This window comes from Kosakonia sp. Marseille-Q7440 (assembly GCF_965119485.1).
Genome location: NZ_CBCPLT010000001.1, coordinates 1,939,037 through 1,962,461 on the forward strand (window position 1 = coordinate 1,939,037; position 23,425 = coordinate 1,962,461).

Annotated in this window: 19 protein-coding genes; 12 read left to right on the forward strand and 7 right to left on the reverse strand. The window is 57.3% G+C overall.

Going from position 1 to position 23,425, the window contains the following annotated elements:
• Positions 1–372 precede the first annotated feature (372 nt).
• Positions 373–1,569, reverse strand: a complete 1,197-nt coding sequence (locus tag ACWPW2_RS09010; protein WP_454122519.1) for a sugar transporter — start codon at positions 1,567–1,569, stop codon at positions 373–375.
• Between the two features lie 170 nt (positions 1,570–1,739).
• On the opposite strand from ACWPW2_RS09010, the gene ACWPW2_RS09015 reads away from it, so the two are divergent.
• Positions 1,740–2,531 carry a PhzF family phenazine biosynthesis protein gene (locus ACWPW2_RS09015; RefSeq protein WP_023479027.1) on the forward strand — a complete coding sequence of 264 codons (792 nt, stop codon included), beginning with the start codon at positions 1,740–1,742 and terminating at the stop codon, positions 2,529–2,531.
• Positions 2,532–2,571: 40 nt separating this feature from the next.
• Here ACWPW2_RS09015 and ACWPW2_RS09020 read toward each other — a convergent pair whose 3' ends face one another.
• Complete coding sequence (locus ACWPW2_RS09020) at positions 2,572–3,516, reverse strand: L-lactate dehydrogenase (protein ID WP_454122522.1); 945 nt, start codon at positions 3,514–3,516, stop codon at positions 2,572–2,574.
• A 149-nt stretch (positions 3,517–3,665) separates the two neighbouring features.
• Between ACWPW2_RS09020 and ACWPW2_RS09025 the strand changes: the two genes are divergently transcribed.
• The gene (locus ACWPW2_RS09025; RefSeq protein ID WP_023479025.1) at positions 3,666–4,124 is read left to right on the forward strand and encodes a GNAT family N-acetyltransferase; all 459 of its coding nucleotides are present in this window, start codon (positions 3,666–3,668) and stop codon (positions 4,122–4,124) included.
• 670 nt (positions 4,125–4,794) lie between these two features.
• On the opposite strand, the gene ptrR is transcribed toward ACWPW2_RS09025, so the two are convergent.
• Positions 4,795–5,646 carry a putrescine utilization regulator PtrR gene (ptrR, locus tag ACWPW2_RS09030; protein ID WP_454122524.1) on the reverse strand — a complete coding sequence of 284 codons (852 nt, stop codon included), beginning with the start codon at positions 5,644–5,646 and terminating at the stop codon, positions 4,795–4,797.
• Between the two features lie 104 nt (positions 5,647–5,750).
• Here ptrR and sad point away from each other — a divergent pair, with 104 nt between their 5' ends.
• The 9 genes from sad (at position 5,751) to ACWPW2_RS09075 (ending at position 16,303) form a co-directional block, all read left to right on the forward strand.
• A complete protein-coding gene (gene sad / locus ACWPW2_RS09035; RefSeq protein WP_454122526.1) occupies positions 5,751–7,139 on the forward strand; it encodes a succinate-semialdehyde dehydrogenase in 1,389 nt (462 codons plus the stop codon).
• A gap of 100 nt (positions 7,140–7,239) precedes the next feature.
• Positions 7,240–8,829, forward strand: a complete 1,590-nt coding sequence (locus ACWPW2_RS09040; protein ID WP_454122528.1) for a methyl-accepting chemotaxis protein — start codon at positions 7,240–7,242, stop codon at positions 8,827–8,829.
• Between the two features lie 60 nt (positions 8,830–8,889).
• Entirely contained in the window at positions 8,890–9,816 is a 927-nt protein-coding gene (glsB, locus tag ACWPW2_RS09045) for a glutaminase B (RefSeq protein ID WP_124968387.1), read from the forward strand.
• On the forward strand, positions 9,816–10,178 hold the full coding sequence (locus ACWPW2_RS09050) for a DUF4186 domain-containing protein (RefSeq protein ID WP_454122530.1): 363 nt from the start codon (positions 9,816–9,818) through the stop codon (positions 10,176–10,178). The genes glsB and ACWPW2_RS09050 overlap by 1 nt, the downstream gene beginning before the upstream one ends.
• A 108-nt stretch (positions 10,179–10,286) precedes the next feature.
• Entirely contained in the window at positions 10,287–11,723 is a 1,437-nt protein-coding gene (locus ACWPW2_RS09055) for a diguanylate cyclase domain-containing protein (protein WP_454122532.1), read from the forward strand.
• Between the two features lie 212 nt (positions 11,724–11,935).
• The gene (locus ACWPW2_RS09060; RefSeq protein ID WP_023478824.1) at positions 11,936–12,910 is read left to right on the forward strand and encodes a sensor domain-containing diguanylate cyclase; all 975 of its coding nucleotides are present in this window, start codon (positions 11,936–11,938) and stop codon (positions 12,908–12,910) included.
• Positions 12,911–12,990: 80 nt separating this feature from the next.
• Positions 12,991–13,515, forward strand: a complete 525-nt coding sequence (locus ACWPW2_RS09065) for an N-acetyltransferase family protein (RefSeq protein ID WP_454122535.1) — start codon at positions 12,991–12,993, stop codon at positions 13,513–13,515.
• A 118-nt stretch (positions 13,516–13,633) separates the two neighbouring features.
• Positions 13,634–15,085: a tagaturonate reductase gene (locus ACWPW2_RS09070; protein ID WP_454122537.1), complete on the forward strand. Its 1,452-nt coding sequence runs from the start codon at positions 13,634–13,636 to the stop codon at positions 15,083–15,085.
• Between the two features lie 303 nt (positions 15,086–15,388).
• Positions 15,389–16,303: a bestrophin family protein gene (locus ACWPW2_RS09075; protein ID WP_023478787.1), complete on the forward strand. Its 915-nt coding sequence runs from the start codon at positions 15,389–15,391 to the stop codon at positions 16,301–16,303.
• Between the two features lie 152 nt (positions 16,304–16,455).
• On the opposite strand, the gene pdxR is transcribed toward ACWPW2_RS09075, so the two are convergent.
• Entirely contained in the window at positions 16,456–17,877 is a 1,422-nt protein-coding gene (pdxR, locus tag ACWPW2_RS09080) for a MocR-like pyridoxine biosynthesis transcription factor PdxR (RefSeq protein WP_454122539.1), read from the reverse strand.
• 91 nt (positions 17,878–17,968) lie between these two features.
• Between pdxR and ACWPW2_RS09085 the strand changes: the two genes are divergently transcribed.
• On the forward strand, positions 17,969–18,448 hold the full coding sequence (locus tag ACWPW2_RS09085) for a carboxymuconolactone decarboxylase family protein (protein WP_454122541.1): 480 nt from the start codon (positions 17,969–17,971) through the stop codon (positions 18,446–18,448).
• Between the two features lie 92 nt (positions 18,449–18,540).
• Here the strand turns inward: ACWPW2_RS09085 and ACWPW2_RS09090 are convergent, their stop codons facing one another.
• From ACWPW2_RS09090 to ansP, 3 genes are all read right to left on the reverse strand, one after another.
• A complete protein-coding gene (locus ACWPW2_RS09090; RefSeq protein ID WP_454122543.1) occupies positions 18,541–20,106 on the reverse strand; it encodes a methyl-accepting chemotaxis protein in 1,566 nt (521 codons plus the stop codon).
• 247 nt (positions 20,107–20,353) lie between these two features.
• On the reverse strand, positions 20,354–21,592 hold the full coding sequence (locus ACWPW2_RS09095; RefSeq protein WP_312117464.1) for an EAL and HDOD domain-containing protein: 1,239 nt from the start codon (positions 21,590–21,592) through the stop codon (positions 20,354–20,356).
• A 314-nt stretch (positions 21,593–21,906) separates the two neighbouring features.
• Positions 21,907–23,370, reverse strand: a complete 1,464-nt coding sequence (ansP, locus tag ACWPW2_RS09100; protein ID WP_312117466.1) for an L-asparagine permease — start codon at positions 23,368–23,370, stop codon at positions 21,907–21,909.
• Positions 23,371–23,425: the final 55 nt, after the last annotated feature.

The window sequence follows — 23,425 nt, forward strand, 5'->3', positions numbered from 1 at the left end:
GAAGCGGCCGCGCTCCCCTTGTCAATCCCCGCGGCCCCGCGAGGAAATCGGTGCTGCGCACTGCGCTCACCTCCCGCGTGCCTGACTGCGGCCGGCTCGACTCGACTTGCTCGCCCGTTCCGGGACTCGCTCCCTGTCTCGGTTCGCCTCTGTCCGCCATCCATGGCGTCCAGACCTTGTCATTCACGCTTCGGTTCGCCGATTTCAGCGGGGGTCAACACCGTCGCTGTAAGATAGGTGTCGAATGAAAAACCGTTGCTGCTGAAACCGCGTAGGCCGGATAAGGCGTAGCCGCCATCCGGCAATGGTGCCGCGGAGATAATGCCGGATGGCGCGTTACACGCTTATCCGGCCTACACGGTTCCAGAACGATCACACTGGTTCGCTCTGCTCCTCGAGCTGCACCGGCCAGCGGCGGAAAATCACCACCGCCCACACCAGCGCGGCAATCGCCGGGACGGCACCGGCATAACCGATGGTATTCATCGACCAGTGCAGGCTAACCTGATTGCCCACCAGCGCGCCTGCGCCGATACCGATATTGAAAATCCCGGAAAAGAGCGCCATCGCCACGTCGGTCGCATCCGGTGCCAGCGCCAGCACTTTCACCTGCATACCAAGGCCGATAATCATAATCGCCACACCCCAAAACAGGCTCAGCACGGCGAGATAGCTTTCGCTCCCGGCAGCGGGAAGTAGCATCACCAGCGAAATCACCAGCAGCCCGATGGCGCTGCACACCAGCCCGGAGGCGTGCCGGTTGCCGAGCTTACCGAACAGCACGCTGCCAATAATCCCCGCACCGCCAAGCAACAGCAGCAGAATAGTTGCGAAATTGGCGCTAAAGCCCGCTACATTCTGCACAAACGGCTCAATATAGCTGTACGCCGTGTAATGGGCGGTGACCACCACCGCCGTCAGCACATAGATGCTGACCAGCGCCGGGCGACGAAACAGCAGCGGCAGGCTTTTCAGCGAGCCGGAGTGCTCGCTGTTGAGCGTCGGCAGCAATTTGACCAGGCAAATCAGCGTCACCAGCGCGCCCATACCAATCACAAAGAAGGTGGTGCGCCAGCCAAAGTACTGCCCGACGATGCGGCCAATCGGCAAGCCGAGCACCATCGCCAGCGCGGTGCCGGTGGCAAGCAGGCTTAACGCCTGGGCGCGTTTTCCCGCCGGAGCCAGGCGGATCGCCAGTGAAGCGGTGATCGACCAGAAGATGGCATGCGCAAAGGCAATACCGATACGGCTGATCACCAGCACCTCGAAATTCCACGCCAGGAAGGAGAGAACATGGCTGGCGATAAACAGCACAAACAGCGCAATCAGCAGTTTTCGCCGCTCAATATGGCTGGTCAGCAGCATAAAGGGCAGCGACATCAGCGCCACCACCCAGGCGTAGATGGTCAGCATAATCCCGACCTGCGGGGTCTCCATATCGAAGCTCTGGGCGATATCAGAGAGCAACCCCACCGGCACAAATTCGGTGGTGTTGAAAATAAAAGCGGCAACGGCAAGCGTAACCACCCGTAGCCACGCGACTTTACGTGAAACAGTATTCGTCATCATAAGAGTGCTTTGGGTTGGTTGGAGGGAAGAAGAGGCGAAGATCTTAATGCTTTTGCTGGCGGAAAGACAAACTTTTTGTGATGTAGATCTCATTTTTCATTCAGCAAAAAAATAGCGGTTGCGCCGCTGAAATTTTGCCGTCAGAACAAAAGAAAAGATGAGGAAAAACAATGCAAACAATTGACTTCTATCTGGTCGATGCCTTCAGCGACCATACCTTCGGCGGTAACGCCGCCGCGGTCTGTCCGCTCACCGAATGGCTGGCGGACGATCTGTTACTGAAAATGGCGCAGCAGCATAACCAATCGGAAACCGCTTTTTTTGTGCGCAACGACAGCGGTTTCGAGCTGCGCTGGTTCACCACGCAGGATGAGATCAACCTCTGCGGTCACGCGACGCTTGCCGCCGCTCACGTTATCTTCGAATACCTCGATTATCCAGAGACTGAGATCCGCTTCAGCACCCGTTTTGTCGGCGAGTTAACCGTTGCGCGCAACGGCGACTGGCTGACCCTCAATTTCCCGGCATGGGCAACCCAGATTGTTGAAAATCCGCCGCCGCTGCTGCTGGAAACGCTGGGCATTGCGCAGGCGCAGGCGGTGTATGAAGGGCGCGATTACATGGTCGTGCTGGAGAACCAGGCGCAGGTCGAAGCCTTACAGCCCGATATCGCCGCCATGAAACCGCTGGGAAAAATGGTCTGCGTCACGGCACCGGGAGAGGAGTATGACTTTGTCAGCCGCTTCTTCTGCCCGGGCGAGTCGGTAGCCGAAGATCCGGTTACCGGTTCGTCGCACAGCATGCTGATCCCCTACTGGGGCGAGAAGCTCGGCAAAACGGTGATGCAGGCGCGCCAGGTCTCCGCGCGCGGCGGCGATCTGCGCTGCGAGTGGCGGGGCGATCGGGTGTTGATTGGTGGCCAGGCGACGCTCTATTTAATCGGCAAAGTCTATTTGCGCTAGCACAATGACCGGGGGCGATAGCGCCCCCGCAGCGCGCTTATTACGGCAAGCGCGCGATATTGGTTTTGATCACCTCAACAGAGTGGTTGAACTTCGCCACTTCGTCCTCGGTTAAGTGCAGTTCGATAATCTGCTCCACGCCGCTGTGGGTCAGCACCGCCGGCACGCCAATTGCCACATTGTGCGCGCCATACTCCCCGTCAAGAATGCAGGAGATCGCCAGCGCGCGGTGGCTACCGGTAAAGATATTGCGGCAGATCTCGGCAATCGTGCCGGCAATACCATATTCGGTGCAGCCTTTGCGGGCAAAGATCTCAAAGCCGTGGCGGCGCACGCGATCCGCCAGCGCATCCGCATCCAGCGGCTGGCCGGTCTTTTGTTGATAGACGTCGGCGATGGGCGAGCCATAAATCGATGAGTGCGACCACACCGGGAACTGCGTATCGCCATGTTCGCCCATAATAAATGCGTCAATGCTCTGCGCGCCGATATCCAGCGCCTGCGCCAGCAGACGGCGAAGACGCGTTGTGTCGAGCCAGACGCCGGTACCGATCACCTGGTTGCGCGGCAGGCCGGAGAGGGACCACACCTGCCAGGTAATGATGTCGCAAGGGTTGGTCGCCACCAGAAAAATGCCGTTAAAGCCGTATGCCATCATGGTGGGCACAATGTTTTTAACAATGCGCGCGGTGTTGCCAAGCTCATCCAGCCGCGTCTGGCCAGGCTTCAGCGCGCCACCGGAAACGGTAATTACCGCGATATCAACATCCGCGCACGCCTCGATGGAGCGGGTGGAGATAGACATCATCCCCGGCATAAACGCGGCGGCATCCGCCAGATCCTGCGCGTGTCCCTCTACGCGCGGGGCGTTAACATCCACCAGGATCAGCTCTTCACAAATGTTCTGGTTTAAAAGAGCGTAAGCGGCAGATGCACCAACATTACCGGTGCCGATAATCATCACTTTGCGAGCTTTTGTATTCATGGCGATTCCCTTGTCAGAATATTCTCTTGCGTAAAGTACAGCCTGTTATTGCTGGCGTGCAATATTGTCGCGAATCTATAGGTTATTCATATGAGTTAAGCGGCGGAATTTTCGCTAATTTAACAACGTGATAACTATAAGGAGCCGCTATGTACCGTATTGTTGATGCCACCGCGACGCAGCCGGAGGTGATTGCCCTCATCGCCGCCCTCGACCGCTACCAGACCGCGCTTTATCCGGCAGAGAGCAACCATCTGGTTGACCTGGCTTCTTTTCCCGAAGAGACGCTGATCCTGCGTAAAATCGTGCATCAGCAGGATGCCGTTGGCTGCGGCGCGGTGCTACTTAATGAGGATGGCAGCGCGGAGATGAAGCGGGTATTTATCGACCCGACGCACCGCGGGCAGAAGCTGGGCGAGCAGCTGATTGCCGCGCTGGAGCAGGCGGCGAGCGAGAAGGGGTGCCACACGCTGCGGCTGGAGACGGGCGTCGAACAGCACGCGGCGGTGAAACTTTACCAGCGCTGCGGATACCAGATTTGCGAGGCGTTTGCGCCGTATGATCCCGACCCGTTAAGCGTGTTTATGCAGAAGGCGTTGCGCGCGTAGGCCGGATAAGGCGTAGCCGCCATCCGGCGATCGGCGCGGCACGTTGACTCGGTGGAAGGGGTTCTGTAGGCCGGATAAGGCATAGCCGCCATCCGGCGATGGGGTTTTCATGTGGCATTGGTGGAATGATTCCGTTCACCAGGCGCTGGGGAGTTTCATTAATCACTTATGCGGTGAACGGGACAAGGGAAGCGGCCGCGCTCCCCTTGTCAATCCCCGCGGCCCCGCGAGGAAATCGGTGCTGCGCACTGCGCTCACCTCCCGCGTGCCTGACTGCGGCCGGCTTGACTCGACATCCTGTCTCGGTTCGCCTCTGTCCGCCATCCATGGCGTCCAGACCTTGTCATTCACGCTTCGGTTCGCCGATTTCAGCGGGGACACAACCCCCTCGCTGTCATATTGCAGATAAAAACCGCACCGGTATCGCTGAAAGCGCGTTTTGGTAGGCCGGATAAGGCGAAGCCGCCATCCGGCAATGGGTGCGGGAAGACAATGCCTGATGGCGCTGCGCTTATCAGGCCTACGCGGTTTCAGCCGCACCTTTCCTGTAGGCCGGATAAGGCGTAGCCGCCATCCGGCAGTCAGCCGCGGTTTCAGTGGCTCTGTTCACGTAGGCCGGATAAGCGTGTAACGCGCCATCCGGCATAACAAACTGCACGCAGCCAAAACGCTACGGCAACAGCGCAATGAACGCCTCAAGGTGTCGGCTCTTCGCGCCGCGTCGCCACACCAGCCAGGTGGTGAGCCAGCGCCACTCCTCCGCCAGCGGCCAGGCATTGACCTGCTGATGGGCGGGCATGCTCTCCAGCATACTGCGCGGGATCAGCGCCAGCCCGGCGCCGGCAATCACGCAGGCCAGCATGCCGTGATAGGACTCCAGCTCATGAATTTTCCCCGGCGTGGCGCGATCGGCCTGAAACCAGCTCTCAAAATGGCGGCGGTAGGAGCAGTTGGCGCGAAAGGCATAAATACTGGCACCGTTCACCTGCGAAGCGCGGGTAATCGGCTCATGGCCCGCCGGGGCGACAATCATCATCTCCTCGCGATAGACCGGAATGCCCTCCAGCCCCGGGTGCATAATCGGCCCGTCGACAAACGCCGCGCTCAGCTTCCCTTCAAGCACGCCGTCAATCATGGTGCCGGAAGGGCCGGTGGAGAGATCGAACTGAATACGCGGGTAGCGCTGGTTATAGGCGGCGAGCGTCGCCGGAATACGCACCGCGGCGGTGCTCTCCAGCGCGCCCAGCGAGAACAACCCCTGCGGCTCATCGCCCGCCACCACCATCCGCGCCTCATCAACCAGCGCGAGGATCTGCTGGCTGTAGCGCAAAAAGCTGTGCCCGGCAGGCGACAGGCGGAGGCGCTGATTTTCGCGGATAAAGAGATCGACGCCGAGATCCGCTTCCAGCTGGCGAATGCGCGTCGTCAGGTTTGACGGCACCCGGTGCACCTTCTGCGCGGCCTGGGTAATGCTGCCGGTCTGCGCCACGGCGTTAAACATCTCAAGCTGGGTTAAATCCATGTTGTTCTCGTAACGTGAATGGTGAAGTTAATATTATTCAGTTTTCAGAAATAACAAACTGCGTCACCCTAATGCAAGTTCTGAAATCATTGAGGGGAAAAATAATGTCTCTGACCGTAACCACCCATGCACTCTCCATTAACCCGGCAACGGGCGAAACCCTGCGCGCCACGCCGTGGGCCAGCCGCGAAGAGGTTGATCGCGCGCTGGCGCTGGCCGATAGCGGCTACCGCCTGTGGCGCAACGCCAGCGTTAATGACCGTGCGCAGAAGCTGCGCGATCTGGCCGTCGTGCTGCGTAACCGCGCAGAAGAGATGGCGCAGATGATGAGTGAAGAGATGGGCAAACCGATCTTACAGGCGCGGGCAGAAGTGGCGAAATCCGCCGCGCTGTGCGACTGGTACGCCGAACATGGCCCTGTAATGCTCGGCAGCGAAGCCACGCAAGTTGAAGCGCAGCGCGCGCGCATCGAATATCGCCCGCTGGGGCCGATTCTGGCGGTGATGCCGTGGAACTTCCCGCTGTGGCAGGTGCTGCGCGGCGCGGTGCCGATCCTGCTGGCGGGCAACAGCTATCTGTTAAAACATGCGCCGAATGTGCTGGGTTCTGCGGCGCTGATCGGCGAGATGTTCAGCGAAGCCGGGTTTGCGCCGGGCGTATTTGGCTGGGTCAACGCGACGAACGAAGGCGTCAGCCAGGCGATTAACGATCCGCGCATTGCTGCGGTGACCGTCACCGGCAGTGTGCGTGCCGGGGCGGCAATCGGTGCGCAGGCTGGTGCGGCGCTGAAAAAGTGCGTGCTCGAACTGGGCGGTTCCGATCCCTTTATCGTGCTCAACGATGCCGATCTCGATCTGGCGGTGAAAGCCGCCGTTGCCGGGCGTTACCAGAACACCGGGCAGGTGTGCGCCGCGGCGAAACGCTTCATTGTTGAAGAGGGGATCGCCGACGCGTTCACCGAGAAATTTGTCGCCGCCGCGGCTGCGCTACAGCAGGGCGCGCCGGAAAATGAGGAGAACTACCTTGGGCCGATGGCGCGCTTCGATCTGCGCGACGAACTGCACGCCCAGGTTGAGGCGAGCATCAAAGAGGGCGCTACCCTGCGACTCGGCGGCGAGAAGACACCGGGCAGCGGCAACTACTATCCGGCCACCGTACTGACCAACGTTACGCCGCAGATGACAGCATTTCGCCAGGAGCTGTTTGGCCCGGTTGCGGCGATCAGCACCGCCCGCGATGCAGAGCATGCGCTGACGCTTGCCAACGACAGCGACTTTGGTCTCTCGGCCACGGTCTTCACCGCCGACAGCGCGCAGGCCGAGTGGTTTGCCGATAACCTCGAGTGCGGCGGCGTGTTTATCAATGGTTTTAGCGCCAGCGATCCGCGCGTGGCCTTCGGTGGCGTGAAGAAGAGCGGTTTCGGGCGTGAACTCTCCCACTTTGGTTTGCATGAGTTCTGCAACGTTCAGACCGTGTGGAAAGATCGCCTGTAAGCTAAACGCGCCCCTGTGGGGCGCGTCAGCTCTGGCTGTCATGGATGTGTCATGATCCTTTTGTAGACTCACCGCAACTTAGTGGTTACAGAAGAATATCATGAACTTAACACAAATTTTTCGCCGAATTTTTCGGCGTATCGCACCGCAGCAGTTTGGTTTGTTGGCCGGGATTTTCTGCATCATCGCGCTCTTTTCCGCCCTGCAAATCGCCTCCTCCTTTTTCCTTACCGCCTCGCTTCGCAGCGCGCAGCACGACGAGAGCCTGAATCAACAGGCGCATCTGCAACAGGTGCGGGCGGATGAAGCGCGCATTGCACTCCTCACCGCAAGCGATCTGCTCAACCGCGCCGGGGTCTACTTTATGCAGGATAAAGCGACCGGTTCGGACGGCAGCTGGCACAGCCTGATGGATGAGACCCAGCAGGCGCTGGCGGCTTCCAACAAAGCCTGGCTTGCTTTTCAGGCGCTCAACCCGCCAAAAGATGAAGGCTTGATCAACAGTTATCAGCTCTTTTATGGCGCGCTGAAAGAGCAGGCCGACGGGCTGGTAAAAACCCAGTCGATCGATGCCTTTTTTGCCGTCCCGGCGCAGGCATTCCAGGCCGATTTCAATGATAACTATGCCCGTTTCCAGCAGGCTGGCGCGCAGCACGCCGAGCAGGGAAGGCAGTCGCTGCTTGCCAGCCTTAGCCGTTTGCAGCAGGTGTTTATGCTGATCCCGGCTCTGCTGGTGGTCATTGCGCTGCTGGTGTGGTTCGGCATGTCGCGCTGGGTCATCACGCCGCTGCGCGCACTGATTGCCCATATCAATATTCTTGCTGCCGGCGATCTCGGCACGCCGTTGCCGCCGGTGCAGCGCTTCAACCGCGAAATCAAGCAGCTTAGCCACAGCGTCGGCACCATGCAGCAGGGGCTGCAACAGTTGGTGATGCAGGTGAGCGACGCCACCGCGTCGATGATTGGCACCATCGGCAGCCTGGCGGAAGGCAACCAGTCGCTTAATCAGCAATCGGCGAAGCAGGCGCAGGAGCTGAACGATGTCACTGAACATATCGCCACGCTGGAGTCGCACGTCGAGGGCAATACCGGTTTTGCCGAAGAGGCGCGCCAGCAGGCGGATGAAGCGCGTAAAGTGGCGGCGGGCGGCGACAGAATGATGGAGACGGTGACGCAGTCGATGCGCGAGATTGTCGACCGCTCCGCCGAGATGCGCAATATCGTCTCACTGATCGACGGCGTGGCGTTTCAGACCAACATTCTGGCGCTGAATGCCGCCATCGAAGCGGCGCATGCGGGCAACCACGGACGCGGCTTTGCGGTGGTGGCGAAAGAGGTGGGCCTGCTGGCGCGCAAGAGCAGCCACTCGACGCAAACCATTCAGCAACTGATTAACCACTCATTGCAGGGGATCAATGATGGCACCCAGGCGGTGAACCGTCTTGAAGATAACCTGCAACAGGTGACTGGCCTGGTCGGGCATCTGAGCGGGGTGTTGAGTGAAATCTCAGCTGCAACGCTTAGTCAAGGCGAGAGTATTCACAAGATGACCCGACGTCTCCACTCACTCAACAGCGTGGCACGGCGCACCGGCGAACTGGTGACTACGGCAGCCGCGGCCTCCGAACAGCTTTATCACGATTCGCAGGTATTGATGCAAGCGGTTGCGCGTTTTCGTCTCAGCGCCTGACGCGACAAAACAGCTCTGGTATACTCGCAGCCCGATTTGGCCTGTGGGCGAGGAGTGAAAGTGGCATCGGTGATGGATAATGGCGTGCTGGAGGCGATAGTCGCTCAGGTACGCCCGCTGCTGGGACGCGGTAAGGTCGCGGATTATATCCCGGCGCTGGCGGCAGTCAGCGGCAATAAACTGGGGATCGCGATCAGCACCGTCAATGGGGAGCACTATCAGGCGGGTGATGCCGATGAGCGCTTCTCAATTCAGTCGATCTCAAAAGTGCTTAGCCTGGTGGTGGCAATGAACCACTACGGCGAGGAGGAGATCTGGCAGCGCGTCGGTAAAGATCCCTCCGGCCAGCCCTTCAACTCGCTGCTGCAACTTGAGATTGAGCAGGGCAAGCCGCGCAATCCTTTCATTAACGCCGGGGCGCTGGTGGTGTGCGATATGCTGCAAAGCCGCCTTAGCGCGCCGCGCCAGCGCATGCTGGAAATTGTGCGCAAGCTCGCAGGCGTCGACGATATTGTCTACGACACGGCGGTAGCGCGATCGGAGTTTGATAACGCTGCGCGCAACACGGCTATCGCCTGGCTGATGAAATCTTTCGGCAACTTCCACAATGATGTCACGACGGTTCTGCAAAACTACTTCCACTACTGCGCGCTGAAGATGAGCTGCGCTGAGCTGGCGCGCACCTTTCTCTTCCTCGCGCAGAGCGGCCAGGCGGTGAATCTCGCCCAGCCGGTAGTGACGCCGATGCAGGCGCGGCAGATCAACGCGCTGATGGCGACCAGCGGCATGTACCAAAACGCCGGGGAGTTTGCCTTCCGCGTTGGCCTGCCGGCGAAGTCGGGCGTTGGCGGTGGGATCGTGGCGATTGTGCCTCATGAGATGGCGATTGCCGTCTGGAGCCCGGAGCTGGATGACGCGGGCAACTCGCTGGCGGGCGTCGCGCTGCTGGAAGCGCTCAGCCAGCGCCTTGGCAGATCGGTCTACTGATGGCGGATTTCGATGCGCTGTTTGCCCGCCTTGGGCGCTCAACCTTTCGCTCCCGTTTTCGCTTAGGCGCAAAGGAGCGGCACTACTGCGAAGAGAAGGGGGCAGAGGTGATTGCTGCCCACGCCGCCGATTTTGTCGCTCAGCGCCTTGCGCCTGCGCAGCCTAATAATGACGGTAAACAGACGCCGATGCGCGGTCACCCGGTATTTATCGCCCAGCATGCCACCGCCACCTGCTGTCGTGGCTGCCTTGCAAAGTGGCACGCCATTGCGGCGGGCCAGCCGCTGTCGCCCGCGCAACAGCAGTATGTAGTTGATGTGATTTATCACTGGCTGGTTGTCCAGATGAACTCGCCGCGCTGACGGCGGTTGCGCAACATTCTATAGCGGAAAACAAGCATGCTAAGCTTTAGGCTATTTCCGACGCTACTTCGGGCTGCTCCTGCCGCCCGCGACAGGAACTGAGATTTGATGCGAGCTTTGTTGTCCTCCTGGCGTCCGTTCAGGGAAGAGACCCCGCTGATAAATGCGGGGATGATTTTTGCGCTGACCACGCTGTTCTATTTTATCGGTGCGATGATGCGCCTGGTCGAGGAGCTGTCGCTCTTCTGGCCGCTGAATGCGGTAATGGCCGGGGTCTTCGCCCGCTACGCGTTTTTGCACCGCTGGCACTACTACTTAATCAGCTATGTCGCGATGCTGGCTTATGATGCCGTCACCACCAGTTGGGGCATGGCGTCGCTGATCATCAACTTCTCCAATATGGTGTTTATCATCACCATGGCGCAGCTTATCGGTCGTGAGCGCCGCCAGATGGTGAAGACGCCACAGCCGATCAATGCGCTGAAACTTTTTAGTTACTGTCTGGTGGCTGCGCTGCTCTGTGCCTTCTTTGGCGCGCTGGGCTCGGTTGGGATTAACGATCAGGGTTTCTGGCCGCTGCTGGCGGACTGGTTTGGCGAGCAGTTCTCAACGGGCGTGCTGATCCTGCCATGCCTGCTGACCATGACGCGCCCGCGCGCGCTGAAGGGCTTTTCACTGCCGCAGGTGATGCCGATCCTCGCGCTGGCGGTGTCGGTTGCCGCCTCGGTGATGATTGGCGGTGCCGGAAGCCTGGCGTTTCCGCTGCCAGCGCTGATCTGGTGCGCGGTGCGCTATTCACTTCCGCTGACTTGCCTGGTGACGCTTATCACCGGCGGGCTGGAGATTATTCTGGTCTCCAGTGGGAAGATTGATATTCACGTCCACTCGCCGTTTGATATTCCGCAGATGCTCTCGGCGCGGCTCGGCGTAGCGACGATGGCGATCTGCCCGGTGATTGTGTCGGTCAGCGTTGAAGCTATTAACCGCCTGATGCGCCAGGTGTCGCTGCGCGCCGATTTTGATTTTCTCACCCGCGTTTACTCCCGCTCAGGGCTGTATGAAGCCCTGCGCAAAGAGGAGAAGCGTTTTGCCGGCAAACACCTCTCCGTGATGCTGATGGATATCGACTACTTCAAAAGCGTCAATGACAGCTATGGTCACGAGTGTGGCGATCGGGTGCTGACCTCCTTCGCGCAAAAAGTGCAGCAGGAGCTTGGCGAGCGCGGGCTGGTGGCGCGTATGGGCGGCGAGGAGTTTGTGGTGGTCGCCGTCACAAAAGATGCGACAGCAGGGAAGAGACTTGCGGAGGCGCTGCGCTGCGCAGTGGAAAACCATCCCTTTAAATGGCGGCAACAGACGCTACATCTGACGATGAGCGTCGGCATCGGGCACGGCACGCCCGACCCGCGCCAGTTAACAGAGGGTTTCAACGATCTGCTGGCCGAGGCCGATGAGCATCTCTACCGCTCGAAGAGGCACGGCAGAAACTGCACTACGGATAGCCACAGCGGCGAGCCGGAAGTCACTATCTCGCCCGCAACGTGAAATAAGCAACACAATAAATATTAATAACTTATAAATATCTTGCGGCTGATTTTTGAGACCAATATGATTAACGTCGCGCGGTCGCAAGCTGCGGATTCGCTCACCCTGACAAACGTGCCGAATAGGCTACGCTTAATGCTGTAAACCGTTGTCTACTCGCCCGTTTGCCCGAGCGCGGCGGTCCAGACTGAGAATGATGAGATCGGCACTCTATGAAAACACCTGCGATTCCCGCAAATGAGGCACAGCGCCTGGCGTCATTGCATGACTCCGGCCTGCTGGAGGGTGGCGCCAACGCCCGTTTAGACCGCTTAACGCGCCTGGCGCAACGGATGTTCAATGTCCCGGCGGCGTTGATTACGCTGGTCGATGAAGAGACGCTCCATTTTAAATCCACCGGCGGTGATCCGGCAGAAGCCCAGACGCTGCCGCGCAACATCTCCTTTTGCGGTCACGTCATTTTGTCTGAAACGGCGATGATCATCGAAGATACCCATCTTGATGAGCGATTTACCGATAATCCGCTGGTGACCGGCGAACCGTATATTCGTTTCTATGCCGGTTACCCGCTGCGCCTGCCGGACGGTGCGCTGGTGGGATCGCTATGCGTGATTGATAAAGCGGCGCGCGGCTTTTCTGGCTCGGAAGTCGACACCCTGAAAGATTTCGCCATGATCGTCGAAGATGAGTTCGCGGTGATGAGCGCGGCGACCACCGATGCGTTAACCGGCCTCTTTAACCGCCGTGGCTTTGATAACCTGGCGAAGTTTGCGATCGTTGGCGCACGCCGCCGCGCGCAGCCATTGACGCTGGCGTGGATCGACCTTGATAACTTCAAAGAGATTAATGATACCTACGGCCACGGCGAAGGGGATGAAGCCCTGAAGGCGATGGCGGAGGTGATGACCGCCAGCCTGCGTGAAGCGGATCTGCGGGTTCGCTACGGCGGCGACGAGTTCGCGATTGTCTTCTCTGATACCAATGAAGAGGGCGCATGGATTGCGATGCAGCATTTGGTCGAACAGGTTGAGGCCTGGAACCAGCAGTCGGGCAAACCGTGGAAGCTCGGTTTCTCCTGGGGCGTCAGCGAGTTTAATCACGATGGCAGTGACGATCTGCGCAGCTGGATGAAAGAGGCGGATGAGAAGATGTATGCCATGAAATCCCGCAACAATCGCGGGCGTTAAACCATAATAAAATTGTATGAGCGCGGTGCTTGAGTTAGCCCGCCCCGCGTTGAATAGTGGTCATTTTACAAGGAAGCTAAATGACCGCTTATCATATCAATCGCCTCTCTGGTGAGGCGATCCTCTCCGATATCGACAGCCTGTGCGACGTGCTGGAAAACTGCGTTGCCGGCGGCGCCTCCGTCAGCTTTATGCATCCGCTCTCGCGGGAAAAATCCCATCAATTTTGGTCCGGCGTTGCCGCAAGCGTAACGCGCGGTGAACGCATTGTGCTGGCGGCGCAGGATGAGGCGGGTGAGATTGTCGGCACCGTTCAGGTGGTGCTCGATCAGCCGGAAAACCAGCCGCACCGCGCCGATGTCTCGAAATTACTGGTGCATGATAAAGCGCGACGTCAGGGCCTGGCGCGTCGCCTGATGACTGCGCTGGAGCATGAGGCGCAGGCGCACGGCAAAAGCGTGCTGGTGCTGGATACGGCGACCGGCAGCGGGGCGGAGAACTTCTACATCACCTGCGGCTGGCAGCGGGTGGGTGAAATTCCGCGTTATGCGCTGATGCCGGATGGAAATGTGACGGCGACGACACTTTTTTATAAGTTCATATAACTGGGGTCAATAAGCCGCGCCACTTTGATCAAAACAGGGTTTCATGGTCGTAAAGTCTGATAAGTTATTACACCAATCTTCCAAGGTTGTATGACTAATCTAAAAAAAGGAACCCACTGTGAACACATTAAACCGTCGCAATTTTCCTGGTGCTGACTATCCAGAACGTATTATTCAGTTCGGCGAAGGGAATTTTTTGCGCGCTTTTGTCGACTGGCAAATCGATCTGCTGAACGAGCACACCGACCTCAACGCCGGTGTGGTGGTGGTTCGCCCAATCGCGAGTGATTTCCCGCCTTCTCTGAGCACGCAAGATGGCCTCTACACCACCATTATTCGCGGTCTCAACGAGCAGGGCGAAGCGGTGAGCGATGCGCGTCTTATCCGCTCCGTTAACCGTGAAATCAGTGTTTACACGCAGTATGACGAGTTTCTTAAGCTGGCCCACAATGCGGATATCCGTTTCGTTTTCTCCAATACTACTGAAGCGGGCATCAGCTACCACGCAGGCGATAAATTCGACGACGCGCCAGCGGTAAGCTACCCGGCTAAGCTGACCCGCCTGTTGTTTGAGCGCTTCCGCCATTTTGCCGGCGCGCAGGATAAAGGCTGGATCATTATCCCTTGTGAATTAATCGATTATAACGGCGACGCGCTGCGTGAACTGGTGCTGCGTTATGCTAACGAGTGGGCGCTGGGCGCGGAATTTACCCAGTGGCTTGAAACCGCAAACAGCTTCTGCTCAACGCTGGTTGACCGCATTGTTACCGGTTATCCGCGTGATGAAGTGGCGAAACTGGAAGCGGAGTTGGGTTATCAGGATGCCTTCCTCGATACCGCCGAGCACTTCTATCTGTTTGTGATTCAGGGGCCAAAATCGCTGGCCGCTGAGCTGCGTCTGGATAAATACCCGCTAAACGTGCTGATTGTGGACGACATCAAGCCATATAAAGAGCGTAAAGTGGCTATCCTCAACGGGGCGCATACGGCGCTGGTGCCGGTCGCGTTCCAGGCGGGTATCGATACGGTTGGCGAAGCGATGAGCGACACGGAGATCTGTGCGTTTGTCGAGAAGGCGATTTACGAAGAGATCATTCCGGTGCTGGATCTGCCGCGCGATGAGCTGGAGTCTTTCGCCAGCGCGGTGACCGGGCGTTTCCGTAACCCGTATATCAAACATCAGTTGCTCTCCATCGCCCTGAACGGCATGACCAAATACCGCACCCGCATTCTGCCGCAGCTGCTGGCAGGGCAGAAAGCCAGCGGAAAACTGCCTGCGCGCCTGACGTTTGCTCTGGCGGCGCTGATTGCGTTCTATCGCGGCGAGCGTGACGGGAAAAGTTACCCGGTGCAGGATGATGCACACTGGATTGAGCGTTATCAACAGCTGTGGAGCCAGCGTGGCGACCGTCAAATCAGCACCAGTGAGCTGGTGAGGTCGGTGCTGTCGGTGAGCGATCATTGGGAGCAGGATCTGAGCAAGGTGCCGGGCCTGGTGGAGCAGGTGACGCTCGATCTGGACGCCATTCTGCTGCGCGGCATGCGCGAAGCGGTAAAACCGCTCTGCTGATAGCTGCCTGTAAAATGCCGGATGGCGCTGGCGCTTATCCGGCTTACATTTCCCCCTCCCACAATCCCCTCGATCCCCGTAGGCCGGATAAGGCGCAGCCGCCATCCGGCAAAGCAGCAATAGCTGAAAGTAAGCATTATAGTTACAACATACTTTAATGGAGTTGTATAACAGGTTTCAGCAACCACTGCGCCAATACTTCGTCTGGCAGGGCGAAATTGCGTCACAATCCGTTAGCAAACTTGCAACTGTGACATCGATCACGTTTAATAGCCGCTGCGCTCCTTTTCCCCCTGAATAATTATGATTGTCCGTCCTGAAAAACACTGGCTTGCTCGTCTCTTCGTCTGGCACGGCTCCGTACTGCCGAAAATCGCTTCACGCCTGACCATGAACTTCCTGCTTTCGGTCGCCGTCATCTGGATGCTGCCGTGGTATACCTCGCTGGGCATTAAACTAACGGTCGCGCCGTTCAGCATTCTCGGGGTAGCCATTGCTATCTTCCTCGGTTTTCGCAACAACGCCTGTTTCGCCCGCTACTCAGAAGCGCGTCTGTTATGGGGGCAGTTGATGATCGCCTCGCGCTCGCTGCTGCGGGAAGTGAAAACTACGCTGCCTGACGAGAGCGACGTGCGCCATTTTATGCAGCTACAGTTCGCCTTTGCCCACGCGCTGCGCATGACGCTGCGACGCAAACCGCAGGGCGACGTGCTGTCAAAATATCTCTCGGCCGATGAGTTACGCCAGGTCTTAAATGCTCACTCGCCGGCAAACCGTATTCTGCTGTTGATGGGCCAGTGGCTGGGCGAGCGCAGGGCACAAGGGGCGCTGTCGGATATTATGTTCCACAGCATTACTCAGCGCTTACACGATATGTCCGCGGTGCAGGCCGGCTGCGAGCGTATCTTTAATACGCCGCTGCCTTTCGCCTATTCACTGATTTTGCACCGCACGGTCTATCTCTTCTGCATCATGCTGCCGTTTGCGCTGGTGGTGGATCTGCACTTTATGACGCCCTTTATCTCGGTGCTTATCTCCTACACCTTTATCTCGCTCGATACGCTGGCGGAAGAGCTGGAAGATCCGTTTGGCGAAGAGGATAACGACCTGCCGCTGGATGCCTACTGCAACGCGATTGAAATCGATCTGCTGCAAATGGAAGACGCCGACGATCTGCCGGTGAAACTGACACCGGACAAAAATTACCAGTTGACCTAAACTTACAGGGGCGTAAGCCGTAAGATTTTTTCACTCTCCTGGCTCAGGTCATCTAACAAGAGGGACATGCGATGGAAAAGTCCGATAAAACCTTCTCGTTCGCGCTGACGTTTATCGTTGGCCTGTCACTGCTCGCCACGGCATGGGATATCTCACTCTTTAGCAGCCTGCCGTGAGCCATCTGCCAGCAGCGCCTGTGTCTTTTGCACCGGGCGCTGCAACAATGCAATCGCCTCTTCAGCCGACGCGACATTGGTATAACCGATAATCAAACCGTAGCGTGGCGCATCACCTCTGTACCATTCTGAAAGTGGGCTCACCTGCAACTGGTGTTGTTGCCAGAGCTGTGCCAGCGCCACATCCTGCGTGCTTTCCCGCAAAAAGGCGATGATATGCATGCCGCCATCGCGTACCTCCACATCAAATATCTGCGGATAGATCTGCGCCAGCGCCGCCAGCACGAACCCGCGCCGGGCAGAGTAGAGGTTACGCATCTTCTTCAGATGCTTATAAAATTGGCCTTCGCTGAGAAAGGCGGCGAGAATTTTTTGCGTTAACAGCGGCTGGCCGCTTTCGGTGAGTTCCGCCGTTTGCCTGAACTGCGCAAGCAGCGCGCGCGGCAGCACCAGATAACTGGTGCGTAAGGAGGGCAACATGGTTTTGCTGAAGGTGCCCATATAGATAACCCGGTCATCACTATCAAGGCTCTTCAGCGCAGGTACCACTTTGCGTGTGTAGTGAAACTCGCCGTCGTAATCATCCTCAACAATCCAGCTATTGCGCTGCGCTGCCCACGCCAGCAGCTGCTGTCTGCGGGGCAGGGAGAGGGTAACCGCCAGTGGGCTTTGGTGTGACGGTGTCACAAATAGCAGACGGGCGTTGTTGTGATGGCGCAGCAGATAATTGATATCCAGGCCGTCGTTATCGACCGGTACGCTATGCAGGTTCTGGACTGAATGTTGCAATATGCGCTGGCCTAAAAAGTAGCCCGGCTCTTCAAACACCACTTTCTGCTGAGGGCCTACAAGCAGGGTGAGGATCAGCCGCAAATTGTGCTGATACCCGCCGGTAATCACCACCTGTTCCGGGCTGCAGGCGAGCCCGCGCGAAACATTCAGATAGTGAGCGATAGCATCACGCAGAGGAGCGTAGCCCATCAATGGCGGCGTAAGCATTTCGCTCGGGTGCAGTGCGCGCAGGGCTTTAGCGCTGAGCAGCAGCCATTTTTTGCTCGGGAAGGCATCAAGTGCCGGAATGCCGAGGCGCAAGAAACCGCTCTGTTTACGCTCGGCGTCGCCAAACGCTGACGTCGCCGTTACGGGAGTTTTATCGCACGCCTTACGCTTCACTGGCGGCAGTACCAGTTCAGGATTGACGCGTGTGCCGCGCGCGCCATCGCTGACCAGAAACCCTTCGCCGACCAGAATCGACCACGCGGTCTCCACGGTTTTTCGCGCCACGCCCAGTTCGCTGGCCAGCACGCGCACCGAAGGGACTTTCTCCCCGGGCTTAAGCAAACCCTGTGTGATGCTCTCGCGATATTGCGAATAAATAGCCCTGTATCCCGGCTTCATGTCCTACCTTTTTCTTGCTGTTTTGCGTCTTTTTCCTGCGACATTGACGCGTAATATAGCCCCCGTTGAAACAATAAACGAGGCAAATAATATGAGCACCCGCATCAATCTCTTCCAGCGCATTCCTGACCTGATCAAAGCCCTTTCCGAAGCCAGCCAGGCCTCACACAACAGTGGCCTCGACAGCACACTCAAAAATCTGGTTGATATTCGTGCCTCGCAGCTAAACGGCTGCGCTTTCTGTCTGGATATGCACATTAAACAGGCGCGGATTCTGGATGAGCGGGAGTTACGGCTGCATCATGTCGCCATCTGGCGCGAATCGCCGTTATTCACCGCGAAAGAGAAGGCGGCACTGGCGTTGACCGAAGCCCTGACCCGGCCCGCAGCTGAAGGGGTGAGCGATGCCATTTATGACGCAGCGCGTGAACATTTTGATGAAGTGGCGTTATCAGAACTGGCGTTTGCTATCTCGATAATCAACACCTGGAACCGTTTGATGATTGTGTCGCAAACCGCACCGGGCGCGCTGGATAAAGCCTACGGCCTCGATCGCGCGAATCTCGAATAGTCATGCGGTTTCGTAGGCCGGATAAGCGCCAGCGCCATCCGGCAATACTCCCCGGCTCAATGAACCGGGGTACTGTATTCATGACCCAACCATTAATGCGCCAGCTGGAAGAAACGCACCGAGTTACGCAGCGCCTCGCTCTGCTCCGTCATTGACTGCGCGGCTACCGCAGCCTGTTCCACCAGCGTGGCGTTCTGCTGGGTCACCTGGTCCATTTGATCGATGGCGACGCTAATCTCTTTAATCCCCTGATGCTGCTCGGTTGAGGCGGCGGAGATATCAGCGACAATATCCGTCACCTTATTCACCGACGAGACAATCTCCTCCATCGCACGGCTGGCGGTATCGGCAAAACGCGAACCGTCGGTGATTTTTTCCACCGTCCCCTCAATCAACTGCTTAATCTCTTTTGCCGCATCGGCGCTCTTCTGCGCCAGATTACGCACTTCGCCTGCGACCACCGCAAACCCTTTGCCCTGTTCACCGGCGCGCGCAGCTTCTACTGCGGCGTTGAGCGCCAGAATATTAGTCTGGAACGCGATCCCCTCAATCACCGAAATAATGTCGACAATCTTCTGCGAACTGGCGGAGATCTCATGCATGCGCGTCAGCATGTCGTTAACCTCTTTACCGCCCTTAAGCGCGGTATCTGAGGTCTGGCGCGCCAGCTCGCTCGCTTTGCGGGCGTTCTCCGCATTACTCTTCACGTTTTCCGTGATCTGCTGCATGTTCGAAGAGGTCTGCACCAGCGACGCGGCCTGCTCCTCGGTGCGCTGCGACAAGTCATTGTTACCTTCGGCGATCTCGCCTGCGGCATGGGAGATTGATTCGCTGCCATCAATAATGCCGCGAATAATCTCCGCCAGCTGGCTGTTCATATATTTAATCGTCGCCAGCAGGCTATTGCTGTCGCCTTCGCGTAGATCGACCGCCGTCTCCAGCTTGCCGGCGGCCACCGCCTGCATAATCGACATCGCATAATCCGGCTCGCCGCCAAGTTGGCGCGCCAGGCTGCGCGAGATAAAGAGCGCGCTCACGCCTGTGGCGATCAGCGCCAGCAGCAGTAAGCCAATCAGCACATAGAGCGCGTGGTTGTAATTCGCCTGCGTCGTTTCGCCCATGCGCTCGCCAATGGCTACTTCCATATCCACCAGCGTCGCCAGGTCTTTCATCAGCTGTGTGCGGTATTTCGCCGACACTACGCCGCTGATCTTCGCCGCCTCTGCCGCGTCACCGTGGTTCATCGCCTCGATTACTTTCGCATTAACGTCGATGAAGTTTTTGAAGTTATCGACCACAGTTACAAACAGCGCGTTCATCTCTGGCGGCGCACCGGCAGAGATTTTTGCGTACTGCCGCTGGGCATTGAGGAACGTCTCCTGATTTTGCAGCAGTTCATTGCGATGCTGATCGAGGGAGGCAGGTGTTGTTGAGGAGATGTACTGCACCTGTTGTAAGCGCATTTCCGCTAATACGCCGCGCATCTCAAGGGTGTAGCGAATGCCCGGCATACGCTGCTGGCGGAATTTATCGATCTGTTGTTTGCTGGCGTTAAGCTGATAAATCGAGACGATGCCAACAATTAACATCATCACAATAAGAGTAGAGAAACCAACCAGCAGTTTCGTTAATACGGTCGCGTGCGCAAATTTTTTCATGATCCTGAAGTTATAAAAAAGAGTGGTAATGGTAATAACGGCAGAAACCGTAGAAAGATTGAGGTTAAAGTTCGATCTTGATCACATATCGCACTGATATTTGGGCAAATATCTTACGAGTGGCATCAGTTTTATTTAAGGCAGACAAGGGTGTTAAATAAGATCGGGAAGGTGTGTTAATTAATTGAAATAATATTTCACTTAAATCGATAAATATTATTTGCGCACGCCTAACGTGCGCAAATAATTAACCTTTAAGACTCAGCGGCAGTTCATCTGCCCACTTGGTGGCTTGCGTCATTAATTCTGATACTGCGGAGTAAGGCAGGCCAATCTTGTTTGCGATCGCGCTGGTCTCATCCCATAAACGCTGTTCATAGACGCGGGCGAGGTGAACATAGGGGTAGAGTTCGCCGCTCTCTTTTTCCAGCGCTGTTGCCACATCCGGCGAGACGGAGATCTGCTCCATCAGCTCCTCAAGCGGCAGGCCGAGGATCACATCCAGCAGGGAGAAGAGCCCCACCAGGAAAGCGTCATTGGCGACATTATTGCTGGAAGTGCGCGCCGCCACCAGCTCGCAAAACTTAGCGCGTATCAGGCTCAGATAGTAGATCTCAGTATTGGTCACGTGCTCAAACGACGTAAGACAGGCTACCAGTACAAAACGGCGCATCTCATTGATGCCGAGGTAGACCACAATGTCGCGTAAGGACTGGTTACGAAAACCGCTAATCCCGCGCGTGTTATATAAGATGTTCTGCGCGTAACGCATGATCTTAAATGAGAGGGAGACATCGCGTTTCAACAGCTCTTCAATGCGGTTTAAGTTCGGCGACTCGACGTTAACTTCCTGCATCAACCGCAGTGCGAAAGCGCGGTTCTGCACCAGCTTGTTGCGCTTCGAGACCACCGGCTTGCTGAAGAAATAGCCCTGGAAGAGGCGAAAGCCCAGTTTTTTATAGGCTTCGAACTCCTCATAGGTTTCCACTTTTTCTGCCAGCAGCACCGCGTGGCGCAGCGCATCGCGATTGGCGCTAACCCAGGCATCAATCTCTTCCAGTGAGCTTCGTCTGATATCGAACTTAATCACATCGATATAGGGCAGGAAAGCGTCCCACTGGTTGCCGGGTGCGAAATCGTCGAGGGCAACGCGAAAGCCGAGGTTCTGCAGGCGTTTTACCGTCTCCAGCAGTTGCTTGTCCGGCTGCGCATCTTCGAGGACTTCGATCACCACGCGGTTTTTCGGCAGCGTTTCGGCCAGGCCGTCAATCAGTAGCTGGTAGGGGAAATTGACATATACCGTCGTCAGATCGTTCTTACGTCCGACAGGCGCACTGAGAAACTGCTCTTCGATCAGTTGGGTCGTGGCTTGCTCGGCAGAGATCTCTGGAAAGCGGTTATCCATGCTATTGCGGAACAGCAGTTCGTAACCGACGGTGTTCAGTTGGTTATCAAAGATCGCCTGTCTGGCCACAAAAGAAAACATTCACCACCCCGTACACCGTGTACTTTTGTATAAGTATTACAAATATATAAGCTTATAACACACCCTGAATAGCCGAAGCGTGCGCCTGATACTAAAAAAGTGACCTTTAGCGCTAAAAATATAGGCCAGCAAAGCGGTAAGTGTACAGGTAATGAGGATATTCTTAAGCGTAACCGCTCAAAGTAGCAGCATGGCGCTGTAAAAAACGACAATTATGCAGAAAAGCGTAAGCGAGGCAGGGGATAAAACAGGCGCTGCGCCTGCGTGACAGCCAAAATCGCTGTCCGGCATGGCGCAGCGCCAAAGGCGCGGGATTAAGTACGCGGCGTCTGTTCAGCCGGCGCGGTGGCATGCACTTCGTTCACGCGCTTACGCACGCCAAACCAGCCAGCAATCAGCAGAACGGCGATCAGCGGAATAGAGCCGATAGTGAAGGTACCGTTCGGATAGTCGAACGCCATCAGCACCAGCACGCTGAGCAGGAACAGCAGCGTCAGCCAGGAGGTCACCGGCGCACCGGGCATCTTGAAGCTGACATCTTCCGCTTTGCCTTCGCGGATCGCTTTGCGCAGGCGCATCTGGCACACCACGATAAAGCCCCACGAGGCGATAATCCCCAGCGACGCGACGTTAAGCACAATCTCAAACACCTGTGACGGCACCAGGTAGTTCAGGAACACGCCGACGATGTAGACGCAGATTGTCGCCAGAATACCGGCATACGGCACCTGCTGGCGGCTCATCTTCGACATAAACTTCGGCGCGGAACCGCCCATCGACATTGAGCGCAGAATACGCCCGGTGCTGTAGAGGCCGGAGTTCAGGCTGGAGAGCGCGGCGGTCAACACCACGATATTCATCACGTCGCCAATGTACGGCACGCCAAGCTTCGAGAAGAAGGTGACGAACGGGCTTTGTCCCGCCTGGTAAGCGTTCCACGGCAGCAGCAGCACCAGCAGCACCACCGAGCCCACGTAGAACAGGCCGATACGCCAGATCACGCTGTTGATCGCTTTCGGCACCATGGTCTGCGGCTCTTTACATTCGCCTGCGGCGGTACCGACCAGCTCAATAGAGGCGAAGGCGAATACCACGCCTTGCACCAGCACCAGCGCGGCCATCATGCCATGGGGGAAGAAGCCGCCGTTATCGGTAATCAAATGGAAGCCGGTGCTGTTGCCATCAAGCGGTTTGCCGGTGCCGAGGAAAACCGTCCCGACCACCAGAAACAGCACAATCGCCAGCACTTTCAGCAGCGCAAACCAGAACTCCATCTCGGCGAACCACTTCACGCCGATCATGTTCATGGTGCCAACGATCGCCAGCGCACCAAGGGCAAAGACCCACTGCGGCACGTCGCCGAAGGCACCCCAGTAGTGCATATAAAGCGCAACGGCGGTGATATCGACAATGCCGGTCATCGCCCAGTTGATGAAGTACATCCAGCCGGCGACATAGGCCGCTTTTTCGCCGAGGAACTCACGGGCATACGAGACGAAGCTGCCGCTGGAAGGGCGGTGTAATACCAGTTCGCCCAGCGCACGCAGAATAAAGAACGAGAAGATACCGCAAACGAGATAGACGATAGCCAGCGATGGCCCGGCCATTTGCAGACGCGCGCCGGCACCGAGGAAAAGACCGGTACCGATTGCGCCGCCGATGGCGATCATTTGTACATGGCGGTTACCCATCGCCTGGCTGTAGCCCTCTTCATGAGAGTTCAGCCAGCGACGTTTCGCCGCGTGATGCTCCGTGGTGTTGTTGTTCTCTGTTTTCATTGCATTACCCTGTTGACCTGTCTGACCTTGCGGAATGTCTCAAGCCGCAGCACAA